Below are 16804 nucleotides of genomic sequence, written 5' to 3'. Positions count from 1 at the left end.
GAGCAAACAAAAGAATCCTCTTAAGAGCGTCCTTATACTATTTCATCATAAACATGCTCATTTGCCCTCGTAAGCAGTATTCAAAAAAAACGAGGCTGTCTCCTTATCTTTATTGCAAAGACATTGACGTCACTGCCGGAGCACTCAGCATTTCCTTGTATTTTACCGGAGCAGTCAGTATTTTCACAGCCTCTTTCAAGTCATCATCATCTTTCAGCTGCTGGATAATGCTTCCACGCTGGAAATAATAACGCTTGATGATTTCTACCGCAATCATGCTCTTGATGTCCTTGGAGAAATGGTCAAGGTCACGGTCCAGATTATGCGACAGTTTCTTCTCCAGCGCTTCAAACTCTTTCGAGGCATCAGTCAGATAGCCCTCGAATTCGGCCATCTCCTTCAGGTTCCTCAGCATCTTCTCTGTCTGCTGGTCGTATTTGAAGTCCGCCTTTTTCACCATCGCCTTGAATTCCGCATAATCGGCATCTGTAATTTCAAACTTCTCTGCTGAAGGGATAGTAGGATGTTTCAGGCAATAGTCCGTAGCATAATTGAAAATAAGATTGTCATTGACAAGATAGAACAGAATGTTGGGCAGCTTCTCCTGCTTCACCACAATATCCGGAGTCACGCCTCCGCCATCACGCACTTCACGTCCGGCAGCCGTATGAAACACGGTAGTAAGGCTGTCCGGAATACGTCCCACACTGCCATCCTCATTCCGGTGCTTGTAGTCGATAGCCTGCACACAACGGCCGCTGGGAATATAATATTTGGAAGTAGTCAGCTTCATGGTACCACCGTATGGCAACGGACGGGTGGTCTGCACCAATCCCTTACCGAATGTACGGTTACCAATAATGACAGCACGGTCGAGGTCTTGCAAGGAACCCGCAAGGATTTCTGACGAAGAAGCAGTTCCGCCATTGACCAGAACAGCCAAAGGAATTTCCAAATCCAGCGGTTCGCGCAATGTCTTGTAAGTGTTGCTGGCTTGCTTGATTTTGCCTTTTGTCGTCACAAGTGTTTTACCGCGAGGCAAAAAGAAGTTGGCAATCTCTATTGACTCATCCAACAAGCCGCCTCCATTATTCCGCAAGTCAATCACCAAAGAAGTAATGCCCCGCTTCTTCAAGTCCAGAAAAGCCTGCTTGAACTCTTTGGAAGGATTTCCCGAAAATGTACTAAGGTTGATATAGCCTATATTATTATCCAGTACCGTATAATAAGGTATGAACGGCAATTGGATGGAACGGCGCACAATGTCGAAATCCAACGGTTTCTCTGTACCGGGACGTTGCACTTTCAGCTTGAAGCTAGTGCCTACTTGTCCACGAAGCATCTCGCTGACCTCCTGGTTATTCTTTCCGGCAAGGTCTTTTCCGTCAATCTCCATCAAAATATCTCCAGCTTTCAGACCTACATCGGCAGCAGGCATATCCTCGTATGGCTCGGATATCATGGAACGTTTCAGTTTCGGGTTCCAGGTAATCACAGAGCCTATACCACCATAGGAATTCTTCAACATCTGTTCCAGTTCGCTTTGGTCATCTTCCGGATAATACTCCGTGTAGGGGTCGAGCGAGTAGAGCATGGCGTCAATGCCTTCACGGATAGTCTTGTTCGGATCAATCGTATCCACGTAAAACATATCCAACTCTTTCACAATAGAATTGAATATATCCAGATTCTTTGCTATTTGGAAACTGCGGCTATCACCACTCTTAAACCCCCAAAAACAAACGGCTCCCGCTGCAATCAGCAAAGCAACCATCCAGCGTATCTTTAAAATTCTTCTCATAATATGTCTATGTGATAATATGCTAATTAATTAATAAAATTTCTTCCTTGATTTTTTCCCATTGTGCAGCCTGAAGCTCCGTACCCACTACCTGTATCACATCTTTGGAAAGAAGGGAGCCTATCTTGCCACATTTCTCCAGCGAGTAGCCACACGTCAGTCCATACAAGAAACCGGCAGCGAAATAGTCACCCGCTCCTGTGGTGTCCACCACTTTCTCTACCGGAGCTGCTTGTACCTGTACCATCTCTGTCCCTTTACGAATCAGAGAGCCACGGGCACCCACTTTTACAATGGCTATGCTACACATTTTGGCAATGATACCCACAGCTTCCTCCGGTTCTTTACCCGTAAAGGCCTTTGCCTCTTCCTCATTGGCAAAAACAATATCCACATATTTATTGACCAACAGAGAGAAAAATTCATGGTCTCCTTCTACTATATTGTAGCTCGCCATGTCCAGACATACTTGTAAGCCGGCCTCCTTAGCCAGCTCAATGGCGCGGAGAATCATATCATGGTCTTGCACCAGATACCCTTCTATAAACAAGCAAGCATATCCTTTGAACATATCCAGCGAAAGATCTTCTGCCTTCAATGTAGAAGCCGCCCCCAAATAAGTGCCGAAAGTACGTTCCCCATCAGGAGAAATGAAAGTAGAGGCTACACCGGACGGAAGGGTAGTGGAAAGCAATAAATCCGCCTCTGTCCCATGCTTCAGCAGGCTATCTCGGAAAAAGTTACCATAAAAGTCATTGCTCACTTTTCCGATAAATCCCGTACCTGCACCAAGGCATGCCATTGCCCGAATTGCGTTTCCGGCAGAACCTCCGTTAGCCAGGTGCGTCTTCATCCGGCTGAAATACTCACTAATTTTCAGGAACTTATCTTCATCAATCAGCGTCATGCTTCCTTTCGGAAGCTGCATCTCCGTCAAAATATTATCATCCTCAATGATTACCAGCGCATCGACCAAAGCATTGCCCAGCCCAATTATTTTATCCATCTTCGATATTTTTTTTGCAAAGATATTGCATATTTCAAAATATCCTATTACTTTTGCAGCGCATTTGAGAAAAAACAACATTCTTCCTTAGCTCAGTCGGTTAGAGCATCTGACTGTTAATCAGAGGGTCCTTGGTTCAAGTCCAAGAGGAAGAGCGAGAAAAGCTTGAATGTATATTCTTCCTTAGCTCAGTCGGTTAGAGCATCTGACTGTTAATCAGAGGGTCCTTGGTTCAAGTCCAAGAGGAAGAGCAGAAAGGTTCGTCAATCAAGCGAACCTTTTTTGTTTTCTACATCGACCGCACTGAACGAACGGGAATTTTTCAGAAAAATCTTTCATTTTTCATGGAATTAACATACATTTGCAGAATACCCATAGGGAGTTTATCCCAACCTTCTGTCTTTATTTGCAGAACCATGAAGTTTAATTCCAAAATACGACTATGATAAGAACAACCCTATTCTTTTTAATCATCGGATTGACGGTATGTACATTTTGCAAAGCACAAGACATGCCCGTTCTGCCCCAAGAAAAGTTCCGGCACCACGAATTCTCCGTCGGCTATGGCTTCCTGCCCATTACCGATGCCAACAGCATAGCTGAGGAGTGCTTCGCTCCGGCACTGAGTTTCGGAGTCTATACACGCAAAAAGACGAACTACTACGGCGCCCTAAACATCAGCTACATCTATAGATTCAACCGCAAAATAAGTCTGGGAATAACCGGAGGAATAACCGGCAACAAAGGGACAGCCGGCAGCTTTTACGAAGCTTTGGATGAAAACATCAAAGACAACCGAAGGTATCTGTATGTTCTTCCCACCTTCCGGTGGCACTGGTTTACCCGACCCAAATTCTCTCTCTATTCCTTAGCAGGTCTCGGTGCCTACTTCCTCCGGAACAGTTTTGGCGAAGAAGTCTTTCACAAGACAAAATTCGCTTATCAATTCAGCTATCTAGGCATCGAATACGGAAGTCGGTTTGCTTTCTTCACAGAATTCGGAGTAGGATATACCGGGACAGTCGCAGCAGGCGGCCGCTATCGGTTCTGACTCATGAGGCCGCCACCGCCAGTGTCAATACACTGATGCGCACACCTTCCACTTCCTTGAGCGCATCGGCACAAGCCGTAGTGGTGGCACCGGTAGTCAACACGTCATCTATAATCAGCACATGCTTCCCTGCAAAAGCGTCAGCACGACGCAGGCAGAAGATACCATCCACATTCTCCCAACGTTCATAAGAGGATTTACGGGTCTGCGTTTCCGTATGCCTCATACGTGCAACAGAAGCAGTATCCATGGGAATACCGGTGACAACGGAAACGCCGCGGGCTATACATTCGCTCTGATTGTACCCGCGCATTTTCCGCTTACGCGGATGCAGAGGAACAGGGACTATGACATCCACATCACTGAAGAAGCCGATAGCCGACAACTCCGCTGCCATAAACCGCCCCATCACTTCGCCAAGGTCTTTCCTCCCTCCATATTTCAACTGATGGAGAATGCGGCGGAAATCACTCCCTTTATGGTAAAAGAAACAAGATGTGGCATGTTCCAGAGGTATCTTCCCCCAGAACATACGTTCCACCGGATTGTCCTTACGAAGATGATAGTTTGTCCGAGGCATATCCATATTGCACTTCATGCAGATGCCCTCTTCACCCTCTTGCAAGATAGCACCACACACGGCACACTGACGCGGGAAGAAGAGATGGACAAAAGAAAAGAACCAGGTTTTAACTATGTTTTTCATCGTATAGTATTAAAAAAAAACGGCAACAGAGCAAAAACCCTCCACCTATTTACGTATTATTTTCCCGCAGCCTCTTCCGTCTGCCGGTAAATAAGCCGACCACGCTGGCTAACCGTCCATTTCCCATCTTCCAGACGCACATTCTTCGTATCATCATCTTCCACGTTCCAAGCATATCCATCCGAAGGAAGGCCACGGCGTTCCAGAATCTCGTTCGGCATTTCCTCTTCCGAAAAGAACAGTTCCACTTGAGTAGAATCGGGACTAAACACCAGAAACAATATCTTTTCCGTATCATCCACGGCATTCATACGCACTCCTTTTTCCCACAAACGAATACAGTCCTTCCGAACCTCGCTCCAGGTATATCCGGCAGATGCAATACAGCTATGCTTATCCTTATCACTACCGAGGACATGTACCGTATCAGCTTGTTCAGTAACCTCCACCTTCTTTCCACTCTTGCTACCACAAGCCACAAACAGTGCTCCGGCACATAGTAAGCACATAGATATTCCTCTTACATTCATCTTTCAGTCTGTTTATTAATATTCTGACTGACAAAGTTAAGAACAAATCGTCAATTTAAAAAGTTTCTTTTTCATTATCATCATTGCTCCGACAGTATATTCCAAGCCCCTACAAAGGATAGCCCCATAAAACGAGGAATCTACTTTATGTTATGACTTTATCGCACATTCCACTTGCATAGAGATATATAGCAATCTACTACACTTATCACGTCTGCCACCAGTACGTTGGGACGGAGGTCGAAAAAACTGAGTATTTTTCAGGACTCTTCATACTTCACGTTCCAACATCTTATAATCCCGTCCAGTCCTCCCAACTTGATTTCTCGAGATTGTATTTTTTGCGCAGCTCCCTCATCTGGTTCTGAATATTTCTACGTTCCGAATCATTGTATTGCATAGTACCGGCCTGCATATTTATTAATTGCCCCTCCAAATTTCTATAAGTTCTATCATTTACATTTCGATGATATACATCCGACGGTTTCGAAGTTTTGGGCGTAGAACTATTCACCGTACCTTGCCCTCCTCCATTTTTCAACCGGTTTATTTTATTTAAGCACGCCTCAATCCGTTTGTCTATATTTCTCAATTCAACTCTAAGACCGGCACTTGTCTTTGCATTCCGTTCGGCCGCTCCCGAAACGTAATTTCCTTGCCCTACACGATATTGACCGCGATTTGCTTTCAGGGAAGCACCTGCTTTTCTGACTTGTTTGCTACCGGCTCTTGACACTTCCCTATTATTAATCCTTTGCCTATTCAGTATCCGTTCCCTTTCTACATAAAGCAGCTGCAACTCCCTTTCAGCCGCCGCCAACTCGGAATTATTTGCATAATCTGCTCCCTGATTCCCGTAAGCAGGCACATCTGCTACATAACCGGCAGATTGATTGCCTTCCAACTCCCGTCCTGCAGCTTCCAATACAACACCTAAATCGTTTAGATTACTCCAGAAACGATCCCATTTTTCCCTTTTTTGCTGTTTCTTCAAGAGTATTTCAGGCGACTCCTCTACCACCGCTTCGCTCACATACAATCCTGCACCGGCATTTTGCGACACATTATAAACCTTTTTCTCATTCAATATGCTGGCATGGTCAAAAAAGAAAGTCAGCGGAAGAACCACATCAGCCAGCATAAGAGCATTAAATTTCCGATGCAATCTAAACCTCGTAGGTTCACACCCTTCTTTTACTGCATATACCCATTTGTCACTCCTTTTATACTCTTTAGTCGAAAGTTGCAAAATGCCTTTACCCTTTTCGTCTGTAGTCCCGATACAGACAATATTTTCTTTCGGTTCATAATTCGCCAAAGCCTCCGTTTTTTTGCCATTGACACTCTGTCTACTCTCTTTTTGATTCACCAAATAAAAGTCAGTCCCCGGCTCGCCTTCTATTTCTATATTACGTGATGCCCTATAAGTAAAAGTACCACATGAACTAAAACAAAGAATGATTGTTCCCAAACAAAATGTAGCTACAAACTTATTCATGATAGATGAGTATTTTCTGGCCCCTTCCCCTTTGACCGAACTGTATATATACAAAAGACGCGGGAATCTGTGCTTGTCACCCGTCCCGCGTATATAGGCTCTCGCATTGCCCTTTGTAGTAGAACGAGCAACGCAAGAAGCCCACGTCAATGAGAATATAACGTTCCCCTTGAAGAGTGTATACATCATCATCATGCATATACCCCCAAGGAGATGCGTATAAACACACATCACGAGGACATCTACCGTTGCCTCATCTCCGACTACAAATTTGAACTTGCGAGATTCATATACGCCAAAGACAAGACGTAAGCAAACGTCTTTTCCAAAATATAATCCTTCCTACCTTTCCACTCCATTCTAAAAAGAAGCATCAACGCAAGAATGATATTGCAAATGTATACAATAATTTTCTAAGGAAAAAAAAGTCACACAAAAAAACGGTATCGAAAAAGACGAAAATTATTTCGGAAGCATCCGACCGGGATTGAACGGTAAAAGTCAAGAGGATGCAAAGTCCGTTACGGCTGATGTAGTGTACCGGCAGAAACTGATTTTCGTGCCGGGACAACGGTTGAAGAACATGATGAAGCAATCGGGCATCACACGGTTGGTGACCGGAGCTGAAATCGTGCCCGACGGTGAAGAAAATCCCGGAGGAAACGAAAGCGGAAGCGGAGGTAATGACGGCGACCAAGGTGAAAACCCATTAGGATAAACCGATAAAGTCTTATCAAAGAAACAAATAATTCCACAGAGGAGGCCTCTCATGACAAGCCTCCTCTGTTTGCCTCTTAAAATCCCTACTATTGTTCCAAGCAGAAAGAAATAGACTATATGGTATATCTTATTTGAAGTGATTTGAAATAATCGTTCATATAATATGTATTTTAGATTTTCAACGGTTTGACACAACCATTTGAGGAATAAACATTTAGCGAATTATTTGAGAAGTGGCGGTAACGAGTTGGCAACCGTGCGAATTTCAGCGTTTTGTGGGGTTATGCTGTCAAATAACTCTTTGCAGATACAAAGGTAGCCATTTTTTTTGCTGAATCAAAAAAAATGGCTACCTTTAAACCTTGAGAATCACAACAAAACTATAAAGTAGTTTGTGAGAAATCTAAATCGTAACGGACTCCTCCATCTTTTTCTTTAGAAAAATTGCCGATGCAGATAAGTTCAGGAATGTCAACAGTCCAAAAAGCAACAGAAATTGTGGATTGAGAGGAAACGTCTATTGTTTTCAACAGTTTATCAGCCTCTTTTTTGCATAACAATTTTAATTCCTCAAAACTGTTAGTTGTTTTTCCACATTTAATGGAAAGTTCTTGATTTGAATTATTCATTTTCATTGTTATTGTTTTTATAAGTCTTCGCCATTTGCACGATTGTATTCATTATCGTAGAACATTGTAATATAATATTTCCCATAATAGTCAGATATCATAAACCAAACAGGTCTTTTTGAATAACTTTCCATTACATATTCTATAGAGAGTTTGATAATTTCAGATTGAATTTCTTCAGTTGGATTTTCTAATTGTTCTTCCGTATATTTAGACAATAAGATAGACTGTAATTTTTCTTTAATGGCAACAGTATCTGTTGCTGCTGACTGTTGATAAAAAACAGCTTCATAACGTTTCTTATGAACGGTTATTTCATAGGAGATGTTTTCATCTTCGGGTATTGTGTAATCTTGTAAAGATATATACTTAGGATTATTTGCAAATTGCTCACAAAGCCTATTAAACCTTATTTGAATGGCACGTTCATCAACATTATTGGCATCAGCTACCATAATACGGCAAACTTTATTATTGTTAGTTACGACAAAAACATTAACCTTTGCGCCATTAAATTCTCCAACCAAAGCATCTGTCGTAGGGTCATTCCGATAACCTTTTTCTTTCAGTTTACGTATCATCTCAGTCTTACTTCCATCAATAGGAATTCCAAGAAATTGGGTAACATCTTGTTGCGCATGTACAATTATTGAAAACGTAAGCAACATTGTAATTGATAGTAATTTTTTCATATTACCAAGTTTTTTTGTTCTCCAGTTGCCATGAGAACCTTTATTAAATCACGGAAGCGTGGAACTGCAATGCCACGTCTTTGAATGATGGTCGTAGGAAACCGTTGTGTACAGATGTAGTAATAGCAGCCCACGCTATAGCGTGAGAACCACTATGCTATCCTTGTACACGGTTGAAAATTTCCTACGTTTTCATTCGCACGAGATAAGCATAACGCTTCTTTATTTTCTAATATGTCTTGGAGAGGGGTCTCCCCCAATCCAAACGCAAAAGTAATAAAAAAGCTGCGATAATCACTTATCTTGTAATGGATTTCTTTGCCTGCCTCAATGGAATAGAGGGCTTTTACAGTTTCATTCCCCTGTCTTTCCGTTGCGGTATAACGGGTTGGCGTATGGTCTGCCGCAACCTCTCGAACTGCTCCTTGAACCATTCGCCGATGGGTCGCAAGTCAATCGTAAGGATAAACCTTCCATTGTCAGAGAATACTTTGGCTTTAACGTCTTTTGCCATGAATTTCCGCTTGTGTTCTTCCGAGTACAACTCGCCGTTGTACTCAATGGGTCTACCTGTCAGCAATGTCGCAGTCTGCTCTTTGTTGAAACCTACAGCAAGGCACAATCTTTCAATGTTAATCATGTCCTTGATTTGCGGAAACCATTTCAATGTCTTATTTAACAACACCGTAAGTCGTGAAATCTCACGTTTGAGATTCGTTTCTGTCTGTGCCAGCTCGTTGATATGCTTCTGTTGCATATCCAACAGTTGACGGCTGTGGTCTGCCTGCAAGGTCTGTATCCGGGTTTGCAGGGCTTCGATGGTTTCCTCGTGGTCGGCTACCTCACGGTGTAGGGCGGTGTTCTCCCTCTCCAGCGTCTTGACCTTGTTGCTCCCGAAAATAGAGCCGACACTCTCGGCGATGTTAGCGGCTGCGGTCGTCGCCGCCCCTTTCAGCCGCTCGGTCTGTATCTCCTTTTTCGCCCGTGCAAGTTCCTCACGTGCCGTATCTTTCTGCTCCTGCAACTCCACCACCTCCGCTTTCAGTTCTTCCGTCTGACGCTTTATGTCACGGTAGTACTGTTGCGTGGAAACGTGCCGTGCTTCCGAACCATCAATCCCCCTTTGCAGCCCGTATTTCGCCATCGCTGCGGCATAGCTGTCCTGATAGGATTTCAGTTTCAGACGGCTCATGATGTCATCGGCGCACAGCCTCACGCTGTCGGCTGGTTTCTTGCGGTAGCGTTTCTTAGCCTGCTCCTCCCGCTTCCTGCGCTTGCGTTCCCCCTTGACTATCGGGACGAGCGTGACGTGCATGTGCGGCGTTTTCTCGTCCATGTGCAGGTGAGCCGCCACGATGTTCTCCTTGCCGAACGTGTCGGCGAAGTATCTTAGGTTGTCGGCGCACCACTCGTCCAACCGTCCCTCCCGTTGGATGCGCTCCATGTCTTCGTGCGTTGCCGACACGTTGATGCGGATAGCCCGTACTTGGTTGCTGCCGACTTTGCGTGTCAGTCCGGCTTCTTCCAGCCTCCTTTGGATAGCCGCCGAACGGTCTTTCACCCTGTCGGGATATTCGATGAGCCTGCGGTTAAGATGCGTGCGTGTGGGGTCGGCGTTCTTCGGTATGATGGAACGCTCGATGTGGGCGGTCGTTCCGCTGTCGGAACCGTGCGCCTTTTCCATGTGTAAGACTACAAATCCCATATAAAAATCCTTTCTTTTTTAGCTTGTGAAACAATGATTCTTCGTATCTTCGGGGACGGCAAAAAGCCGTTCCCGATGGGGTGTGCAGAGGGGCTTGCCCCTTGCCTTATTGGGGAATTTTCAGCGTTGCTTGCAATGCGGCTCGGAAAATTCCCTAATAAGCTATGGTATTTTCTGTCTGCAAATACCCGTGCGCCGTCCGTCCCTGCCTGCTTTGCTTACCTGCTTTGCATACATCACAATGTGAACATCATGTCGGCAGTCCGTGAGTATTGCTTCTGTCACAAACTCCCCTTGTTGTTTTTCCCTTTCGTCATCGGTTGCCGGGGCGGTCGGTTCCGTTTGCGGAGGCTCTTTTGCGTGGGGCTGTCAGACGCAAGGTTCATGGGAAGAATACTACCCGAAGCATGAGGGTAGTATTCTTCCCATGACGGCGTAGCCGCTTGACCTTGCTGCCGACATCGAAGCCCCATGTTACCTTTGCCTCTGAAAACGGAAATGACTGCTCCGGTTGCAGCAAATGGGAACTCTCTCTATTATCCCATTTCCCAGCCGGGTTGATGACGGATGAAAATCCGATGATTTGATGAAACGGCATATAAGCATCTGTATATTAGCGACATGTATGCTCATCAACTTCTCATCGGAATACTCGCCAAAAGAGAAACGACATGGTAAGACATACTTTCCGTTCATCGACAAATATCCGTTGATGAGAATTTGATGAACATATATATATCTTATAATCATATATTTACTATATGTATTCATCATTTCATCAGAATAACGGTTTCATTTCCGTACTTGCATTCCATATCGGTAAGCAATTAAGCAATGATGTGTAGGCTTGACGATTTGAACAATTGGTGATTTGGATATTCAACGGTTTCATGACGGCATGACGACATACTTACCGATATGCAGCGTCAGAAAATATTCATCTTTTTCTTTTCGCCGGTACATCCTCTTTAACAAGGCATTGCGCAGCCTCTCCGCACCGCATGAGCCTATACGGAATGCGAGTGCGACAACCATTTCAAAACTGTAAACGTCTAACCCGTAACCGTTCTCCAAATGCAGATAACGCTTCGTGTCGCACTCTTTCAGAACTCCGCCCTTGTAAACGGCTCTGATTCCTGCTCGGACTGTCTGGGCAATTACCCCGAATAGCCCGACAAGTTCCGGCTCGGACATCCACACATTGGCTGTATCGGTCGGCATGATGATATTACCGTGTTCGTCCATCGTGATAATGTTTCTTTCTTCTTTCATCGGTATTCGCTTTAAGGGTTACTAAATGGCACGGCAGATGTTCTTCTCCATGTCCTCCAACTTGTGCGACAAGGCTTCCATGTCCTGACTTATCTTTTGAGCGGTGATTTTGGCGTATATCTGCGTAGTCTTGATGTTCGTGTGCCCCAACAGTCGGCTCACGGTTTCAATGGGTACACCGTTGGATAAAAGCACGGTCGTTGCGTTCGTGTGGCGTGCAACATGATAGGTCAAGCGCACCTTGAAACCGCACTGCCTGCCTATCCCTTTCAGTATCTTGTTGCAGGTGGTATTGCTCGGCATGGGGAAAACATGACCGTCCCGTGTCATTCCCTTGTACTTCTCTATTATCCTTTGTGGAACATCCAACAGACGGATATTGGATTCCGTATTCGTCTTCTTCCGTCGGGTGATAATCCATAGGTTGCCGTCGAAGAAGGTTTGCAGACGGTCGGTGGTGAGGTTCTTTACATCGGAATACGCCAGCCCCGTGAACACCGAAAAGACGAACAAGTCCCGTACAAGCTCATGCTGTCCGTTCTTCATCGGTGCATTTATAAGCGTCTGTATCTCCGCTTGGGTAAGGTAGCCCCTATCCACGCTTTCGGGGGAGTTGATATACCCGGCAAAGGGGTTGAACGGCAATCGCCCGTCGTTCCTCGCTATCGAGATGATGTGTTTCAGCACAATCATGTAGCCCCATACGGTATTGGTGCGGCATTTCTTCTCCGTCCGCAGGAAATACTCGAAGTCGTTGATGAAGGAGAGGTTGAGTTCCTTTAACGGGATGTCTTCACGCTTGTAGGTATGGGGCAAGAACTCCCGGATGTGCTTGCAGACGGTCAGATAACGGGTAAATGTTCCCTTTGCCCTGCTGTGTCCGACTTTCTTTGCAAATTCTGCATTGTGCTGCTCGAACAGCTTTAACAAGGTTTCCTGCTTGACACCGATACCGAGATAGGTGTCTTTCAACTTGGCGGCGGTAACATACCCGTCCGTCTGCATAAGCTCTTGATAGCGGCGGTTCACGTCCACACGGATTTTATCGACGGTACGGTTGATTCGCTGCGCCTCGATGCTCTTGCCCGAAGCACGGCTGTTTTTCACATCCCACAAGCGTGGGGGAACGTCCAGCTTGCAGCTGAACTGTTTAATCTCGCCGTCCACTGTAAGACGGCACATCAGGGGCAGGTTGCCGTTGGGCTTCGCACTGCCTTTCTTCACGTAGAATAAGACTTTGAATGTACTTCGCATAACTCACACTTTTTGGGTTACAAAATTAAGTTACAGTGAGTTACCGACAGATATGCAAACCTGCGCAAATCGAAGAAATAGAAGCCTTTAACTAAAAACTTTCATCCGTTACAGTAGTAATGGGGTGGTAACTGAACTCTTGCCGCTTTTGGCTTCAAAGTGGCTTTTAGTTGCTTCCTTACTACGTAAAAACGAAGTGTAACGAACACTGTTCCAGTGCTATTCGCTACGCTTCGCTCAAATTTGTTATTTCGCTATGTGTTTATTTTAAGTTACGACCAATGGCTAAACGGGGAGCGCTGTTTAAGCATTATCTCGCTTTGTTATCAATTTTCATTTCATTTTTTAATCCGGGTTGGTTACTTTCCAAATTAAAAGAGGAACTATACAATGTCATGTACGGTTCCTCCTAAACGATATATAGAGAAGCTATATTATAGTTTTTCAATCTCTTCTTCAGATAATCCGGTAGCTTGTGAAATAACATCAATAGCTACTCCTAATTTCTTAAGATTGCGAGTGCTTTCTTTTTTCTCTTCAATACGTCCTTCCGCTCTTCCCTCTTCACGTTCAGTGTTGATATTATCACGGAGAATAACAATATTATCCAAGTGACGGTATTAGGCGGCAAGCTCATCCTTGGTCATGCTGTCCTGTTTCAACCTTTCACGGGCCTCCTTAAGACCGGGGGCAGGAGCGGTGGAAGGAGAAAATGTAGCTATTTTATAGCGGAATTTTCCAAGGTGAAGATGTTGTTTAATACTCCACCGATGTATGATCAAGGAATACACTATAAAGGAAGCCGAAGACAAAAACTGGAATGAAGAATGGGATGCGGCACTTCCATTCTTGCCATACTTGCCTCCATGCGCGGAGCCAACCCTGTGACAGCCTGGGCAACTGTGAAGTTCATCATGAAGTAAGAAAAGATTTTATACTGATAATAGGCTATTGTTTTACCTTTGTCTGAAGTGCAGATTGCCCTATTGCTTTCAATAATTTATCCCCATTTTCTACAGGTTTCTTTATTAACTCCGGTAAATTATAAGTATATGTGAATGTATCATAAAATTCAGGATCTTTCTGAGGCAATAAGAAAGGCTTACTGAAATATCCAGTTTCCGGATCAAAACCTGCAAAATACGGACGAGCCCATAAGCCATCTAAACGTTTACTACTGAAAACAAACCAGTTACCTATATAAGACCAAGAATGAAAGCTATCCACATGATCACTATTTACTTCCGCAATGTTTCTCACATCGCCAGTGTTCAGATTGAGCAAATATAAATCACTTTCAGGGTGCCAGATAGAAAAATTACCATAATCAGATTGAGTGAACATCAAGAACTTTCCATCCGGTGATATTTTTGGAAAAGAAACACTCTTATGAAGGGCTGATGCTTCATATACGCACTCCAGTGTATGCAGTTTAGCTTGTTCCTCATCAAAATGTATCCGATATAAATCATATCGGATACTATCCAGCGACATTCCTTGCCGATATCCTTCAGCCCGGCAAAAATAAATCATTTTTCCATCCGGAGTCCATGTAGGAAATGTTTCCATATACTGCTCTCCATAGACTAAAGAATCAGTAAAAGTTTCATGATTCTTCACATCATAAATCATTAAATCGGCAGCCAAATCCGACACCTCTATCGGTTTCTGTCCTGAAGAATGAAAAAATTGTTGTATCTCATTAGCAGAAAAAGCAAGATATCTGCCCGAAGGATGCCAAGAAGGATAAGTAGCACCATTCTTATATTCTCCAGGCTTAGGATCAACTTTCTCTATTTCTCCATTATGACAAATCAAAGTCCCTCCCTGCTTTCCACGTACATGAATCATCATTGTTTCAGCAGAGTTCCGGTTAAAAGTGTGACAATTAACACATTGTTTTCCAAAATTTTTATTCTCCACTATTGAAGTCTGTTCATACGTTGTCAGGTCACGCTGATAAATACCCATTTCATTCCAAAGTTCATATCCGGGATAAAGCAATCGATATGCCAGAAATGAATCTATCGGATGAACAGATATACTATCTTGAATATCAGCATAACGCACCCATTTACCCTGTTGTTTAATCGTTATCCTGAAAAAAATCTTATTTCCAGCAGCTTTTTCCAACAATGCACTCCATTTGCTTTCTGGTATGCGAACTATCGGTTCGGTATCTTGAATAAGGATATCAGCTTTTCCATCCCCATATCCTATTTCTGTCTGAAAGGCCTCCCCTTGCTCCTGTATTTTAAAATTAGGGGGAGCAATATTAACAGGAAAAGTCACATCTATATAATCCGGATAAATTAATGGCAATTTTTCATTCTTACTATCAACCTGATGATATGATGTACACCCCAACAGGAAAATTATGAATGTATAGTAAAGTAGATCTTGTATTTTCATATAATTTCTTATTAATTAGCTATCACTTTATTACCATAAGGACTAATGTAATTCAAATAAAACCAATATGTATTTCCAAATTCTTTTTGCAAAGTTTCTATTTGTTTACTTTCTACAAGTTGATAATATCGCTTGAATCTTTGTTCAGTTTCCGGTTTTATCTTGATTCCTACCTTTGAAAATTCTTCATTCCCCACACCTAATTTATAAATATAAAGAGCCTCTTCATAAACCGGCGGAAGCTCCGTATAAGGAAATGATTTCATCAATTTTAAATTATTAACAAAACGAACCACATGATTACTAAGTAATAAATTACTCATCAGATATTCAAAAGCCATTTTATTAGTACTGTCACACTCACATAAATATTGTAATTCCGGACCAATATTCAAAACATTGGCAAATCTTGCCGGAATATCTACTTTTCCTTCTAATGCGTTTCTCAATCCGGGAACTTTCCCTCCATGCACCAATTTTTCTAATTGTAATGCTTCTTGCCGATAGAAAAGAGACTGCTTTAACTTGTTAATAAACCGTTGTGCCACCAACGGACGGTGATTAACAATATTATATCGCGTCAGATTGATGAGATGAGACGCTGTTTCTCCCCATACCACCATTGATTCAAACTCCCAACGTTGCGCTTCGTTGATATATCCAAGTTGTTCATAAAGAATATGTCCGTATTCACTTTCACGACTGTCACTGTTCCAAGGAAAATATAGCCCTTTAACTCCCTGCTTCTGCGGATAATCCAGTAAATGATAAGAAAGTTTTCCAGTATGATAAAGGGCTAAATGATGAAAATAAGAAATGAGCTGATTATAACGTCCGGTATCTAAATATTTTTTAGTATACTCCAACGCACCATTCCAATCCTTGGCTTTCACCAACTGCTCGGCTTTCAGCATTATACGCTCACTTTTATTGTAATTAGTAAAAAAGTAGTAAAAACCATATCCTGCATATCCCAGTAAAAAAAGGGAAGTTAATAAAACACGTATTTTTTTATTTGATATATCAGGTAAGCCCAAAAGAGGAAATAATTTCCAGTACCACTGAATAAAGAAAAGAAATAAATAAAGCAGCAATAGGCATAATAGACTTCCTGACAATATAGAAAGAGAATGGTCTGCCTCCATCGTATAGAAAAAAAGAGCAAGGGAAGGAATAATGGATAATTGCAACACATCATTCTTTCCGGTTACAATTTTTATGATGCTATTTATAAGCAAATAAACCAATGCCAAAAGTAATGCTAGAATAGCACTTCCTAACATAGGATAATAGAAAAATTGAATAATAAAGTTGGTGATATAATTCAGCCAGCCCTCAGTCTGAACACATTGCACAAAATAAGATTTAGAGAAAAGGAAAAGATGATGTTGCTCATGATAGTAAAGGATGTGCGACAGTGCCCCTTGATAACATATATAATAAAGGACAAATAAAATTCCGAATAAGGTATAAACGAGCCGTTTCATATTTATATAAAGTAAGTGAGGACATTCCCACTATAGCCAAT

The 16804-nt window shown here is 43.0% G+C and carries 16 protein-coding genes, 2 tRNA genes and 1 pseudogene; 5 read left to right on the top strand and 14 right to left on the bottom strand.

Annotation, left to right across the window (positions count from 1 at the left end; translation table 11 throughout):
- Positions 1 to 109 precede the first annotated feature (109 nt).
- On the bottom strand, positions 110 to 1801 hold the full coding sequence (locus tag HU824_RS13225) for a S41 family peptidase (protein ID WP_176469088.1): 1692 nt from the start codon (positions 1799 to 1801) through the stop codon (positions 110 to 112).
- A gap of 22 nt (positions 1802 to 1823) precedes the next feature.
- Positions 1824 to 2807: an adenosine kinase gene (locus tag HU824_RS13220; RefSeq protein ID WP_136011248.1), complete on the bottom strand. Its 984-nt coding sequence runs from the start codon at positions 2805 to 2807 to the stop codon at positions 1824 to 1826.
- A gap of 81 nt (positions 2808 to 2888) precedes the next feature.
- Here HU824_RS13220 and HU824_RS13215 point away from each other — a divergent pair.
- From HU824_RS13215 to HU824_RS13205, 3 genes are all read left to right on the top strand, one after another.
- A tRNA-Asn gene (locus HU824_RS13215) sits at positions 2889 to 2962 on the top strand.
- A gap of 22 nt (positions 2963 to 2984) precedes the next feature.
- Positions 2985 to 3058 (top strand) — tRNA-Asn (locus tag HU824_RS13210).
- Positions 3059 to 3249: 191 nt separating this feature from the next.
- A complete protein-coding gene (locus HU824_RS13205; RefSeq protein ID WP_217994202.1) occupies positions 3250 to 3858 on the top strand; it encodes an outer membrane beta-barrel protein in 609 nt (202 codons plus the stop codon).
- Position 3859: 1 nt separating this feature from the next.
- On the opposite strand, the gene HU824_RS13200 is transcribed toward HU824_RS13205, so the two are convergent.
- The 3 genes from HU824_RS13200 to HU824_RS13190 form a co-directional block, all read right to left on the bottom strand.
- Complete coding sequence (locus tag HU824_RS13200) at positions 3860 to 4564, bottom strand: ComF family protein (RefSeq protein ID WP_176469087.1); 705 nt, start codon at positions 4562 to 4564, stop codon at positions 3860 to 3862.
- 56 nt (positions 4565 to 4620) lie between these two features.
- On the bottom strand, positions 4621 to 5094 hold the full coding sequence (locus HU824_RS13195; protein WP_176469086.1) for a hypothetical protein: 474 nt from the start codon (positions 5092 to 5094) through the stop codon (positions 4621 to 4623).
- Between the two features lie 292 nt (positions 5095 to 5386).
- Positions 5387 to 6592 (bottom strand): hypothetical protein, encoded by a 1206-nt coding sequence (locus tag HU824_RS13190; protein ID WP_176469085.1) that lies wholly within the window; start codon positions 6590 to 6592, stop codon positions 5387 to 5389.
- A gap of 445 nt (positions 6593 to 7037) precedes the next feature.
- On the opposite strand from HU824_RS13190, the gene HU824_RS13185 reads away from it, so the two are divergent.
- Complete coding sequence (locus HU824_RS13185) at positions 7038 to 7310, top strand: hypothetical protein (RefSeq protein ID WP_347282812.1); 273 nt, start codon at positions 7038 to 7040, stop codon at positions 7308 to 7310.
- A gap of 382 nt (positions 7311 to 7692) precedes the next feature.
- Here HU824_RS13185 and HU824_RS13180 read toward each other — a convergent pair whose 3' ends face one another.
- From HU824_RS13180 to mobV, 3 genes are all read right to left on the bottom strand, one after another.
- On the bottom strand, positions 7693 to 7947 hold the full coding sequence (locus HU824_RS13180) for a hypothetical protein (RefSeq protein ID WP_135959013.1): 255 nt from the start codon (positions 7945 to 7947) through the stop codon (positions 7693 to 7695).
- 11 nt (positions 7948 to 7958) lie between these two features.
- Positions 7959 to 8633, bottom strand: a complete 675-nt coding sequence (locus HU824_RS13175; protein ID WP_176469084.1) for a hypothetical protein — start codon at positions 8631 to 8633, stop codon at positions 7959 to 7961.
- A 346-nt stretch (positions 8634 to 8979) separates the two neighbouring features.
- Positions 8980 to 10338: a MobV family relaxase gene (gene mobV, locus HU824_RS13170; protein WP_176469083.1), complete on the bottom strand. Its 1359-nt coding sequence runs from the start codon at positions 10336 to 10338 to the stop codon at positions 8980 to 8982.
- Between the two features lie 33 nt (positions 10339 to 10371).
- On the opposite strand from mobV, the gene HU824_RS13165 reads away from it, so the two are divergent.
- Positions 10372 to 10749, top strand: coding sequence for a hypothetical protein (locus tag HU824_RS13165; protein ID WP_176469082.1), 378 nt, complete (start codon positions 10372 to 10374; stop codon positions 10747 to 10749).
- Here HU824_RS13165 and HU824_RS13160 read toward each other — a convergent pair.
- From HU824_RS13160 to HU824_RS13135, 6 genes and pseudogenes are all read right to left on the bottom strand, one after another.
- A complete protein-coding gene (locus HU824_RS13160) occupies positions 10721 to 10936 on the bottom strand; it encodes a hypothetical protein (RefSeq protein WP_176469081.1) in 216 nt (71 codons plus the stop codon). The two genes, HU824_RS13165 and HU824_RS13160, sit on opposite strands and share 29 nt — an antisense overlap.
- Positions 10937 to 11226: 290 nt before the next feature.
- A complete protein-coding gene (locus HU824_RS13155; protein WP_176469080.1) occupies positions 11227 to 11610 on the bottom strand; it encodes a hypothetical protein in 384 nt (127 codons plus the stop codon).
- Positions 11611 to 11631: 21 nt separating this feature from the next.
- A complete protein-coding gene (locus tag HU824_RS13150) occupies positions 11632 to 12864 on the bottom strand; it encodes a site-specific integrase (RefSeq protein WP_176469079.1) in 1233 nt (410 codons plus the stop codon).
- Positions 12865 to 13298: 434 nt separating this feature from the next.
- Positions 13299 to 13571 (bottom strand): annotated as a pseudogene (locus HU824_RS13145) (hypothetical protein); the annotation flags it as partial.
- A 241-nt stretch (positions 13572 to 13812) separates the two neighbouring features.
- Positions 13813 to 15276, bottom strand: coding sequence for a PD40 domain-containing protein (locus HU824_RS13140; RefSeq protein ID WP_176469078.1), 1464 nt, complete (start codon positions 15274 to 15276; stop codon positions 13813 to 13815).
- Between the two features lie 11 nt (positions 15277 to 15287).
- The gene (locus HU824_RS13135) at positions 15288 to 16763 is read right to left on the bottom strand and encodes a DUF6057 family protein (RefSeq protein ID WP_176469077.1); all 1476 of its coding nucleotides are present in this window, start codon (positions 16761 to 16763) and stop codon (positions 15288 to 15290) included.
- Positions 16764 to 16804: the final 41 nt, after the last annotated feature.

This window comes from Bacteroides sp. L10-4 (genome assembly GCF_013373675.1).
GTDB lineage: Bacteria > Bacteroidota > Bacteroidia > Bacteroidales > Bacteroidaceae > Bacteroides > Bacteroides muris.
The sequence above is the reverse complement of the archived record's forward strand: the minus strand, read 5'-3'. Positions and strand labels throughout refer to the sequence as shown.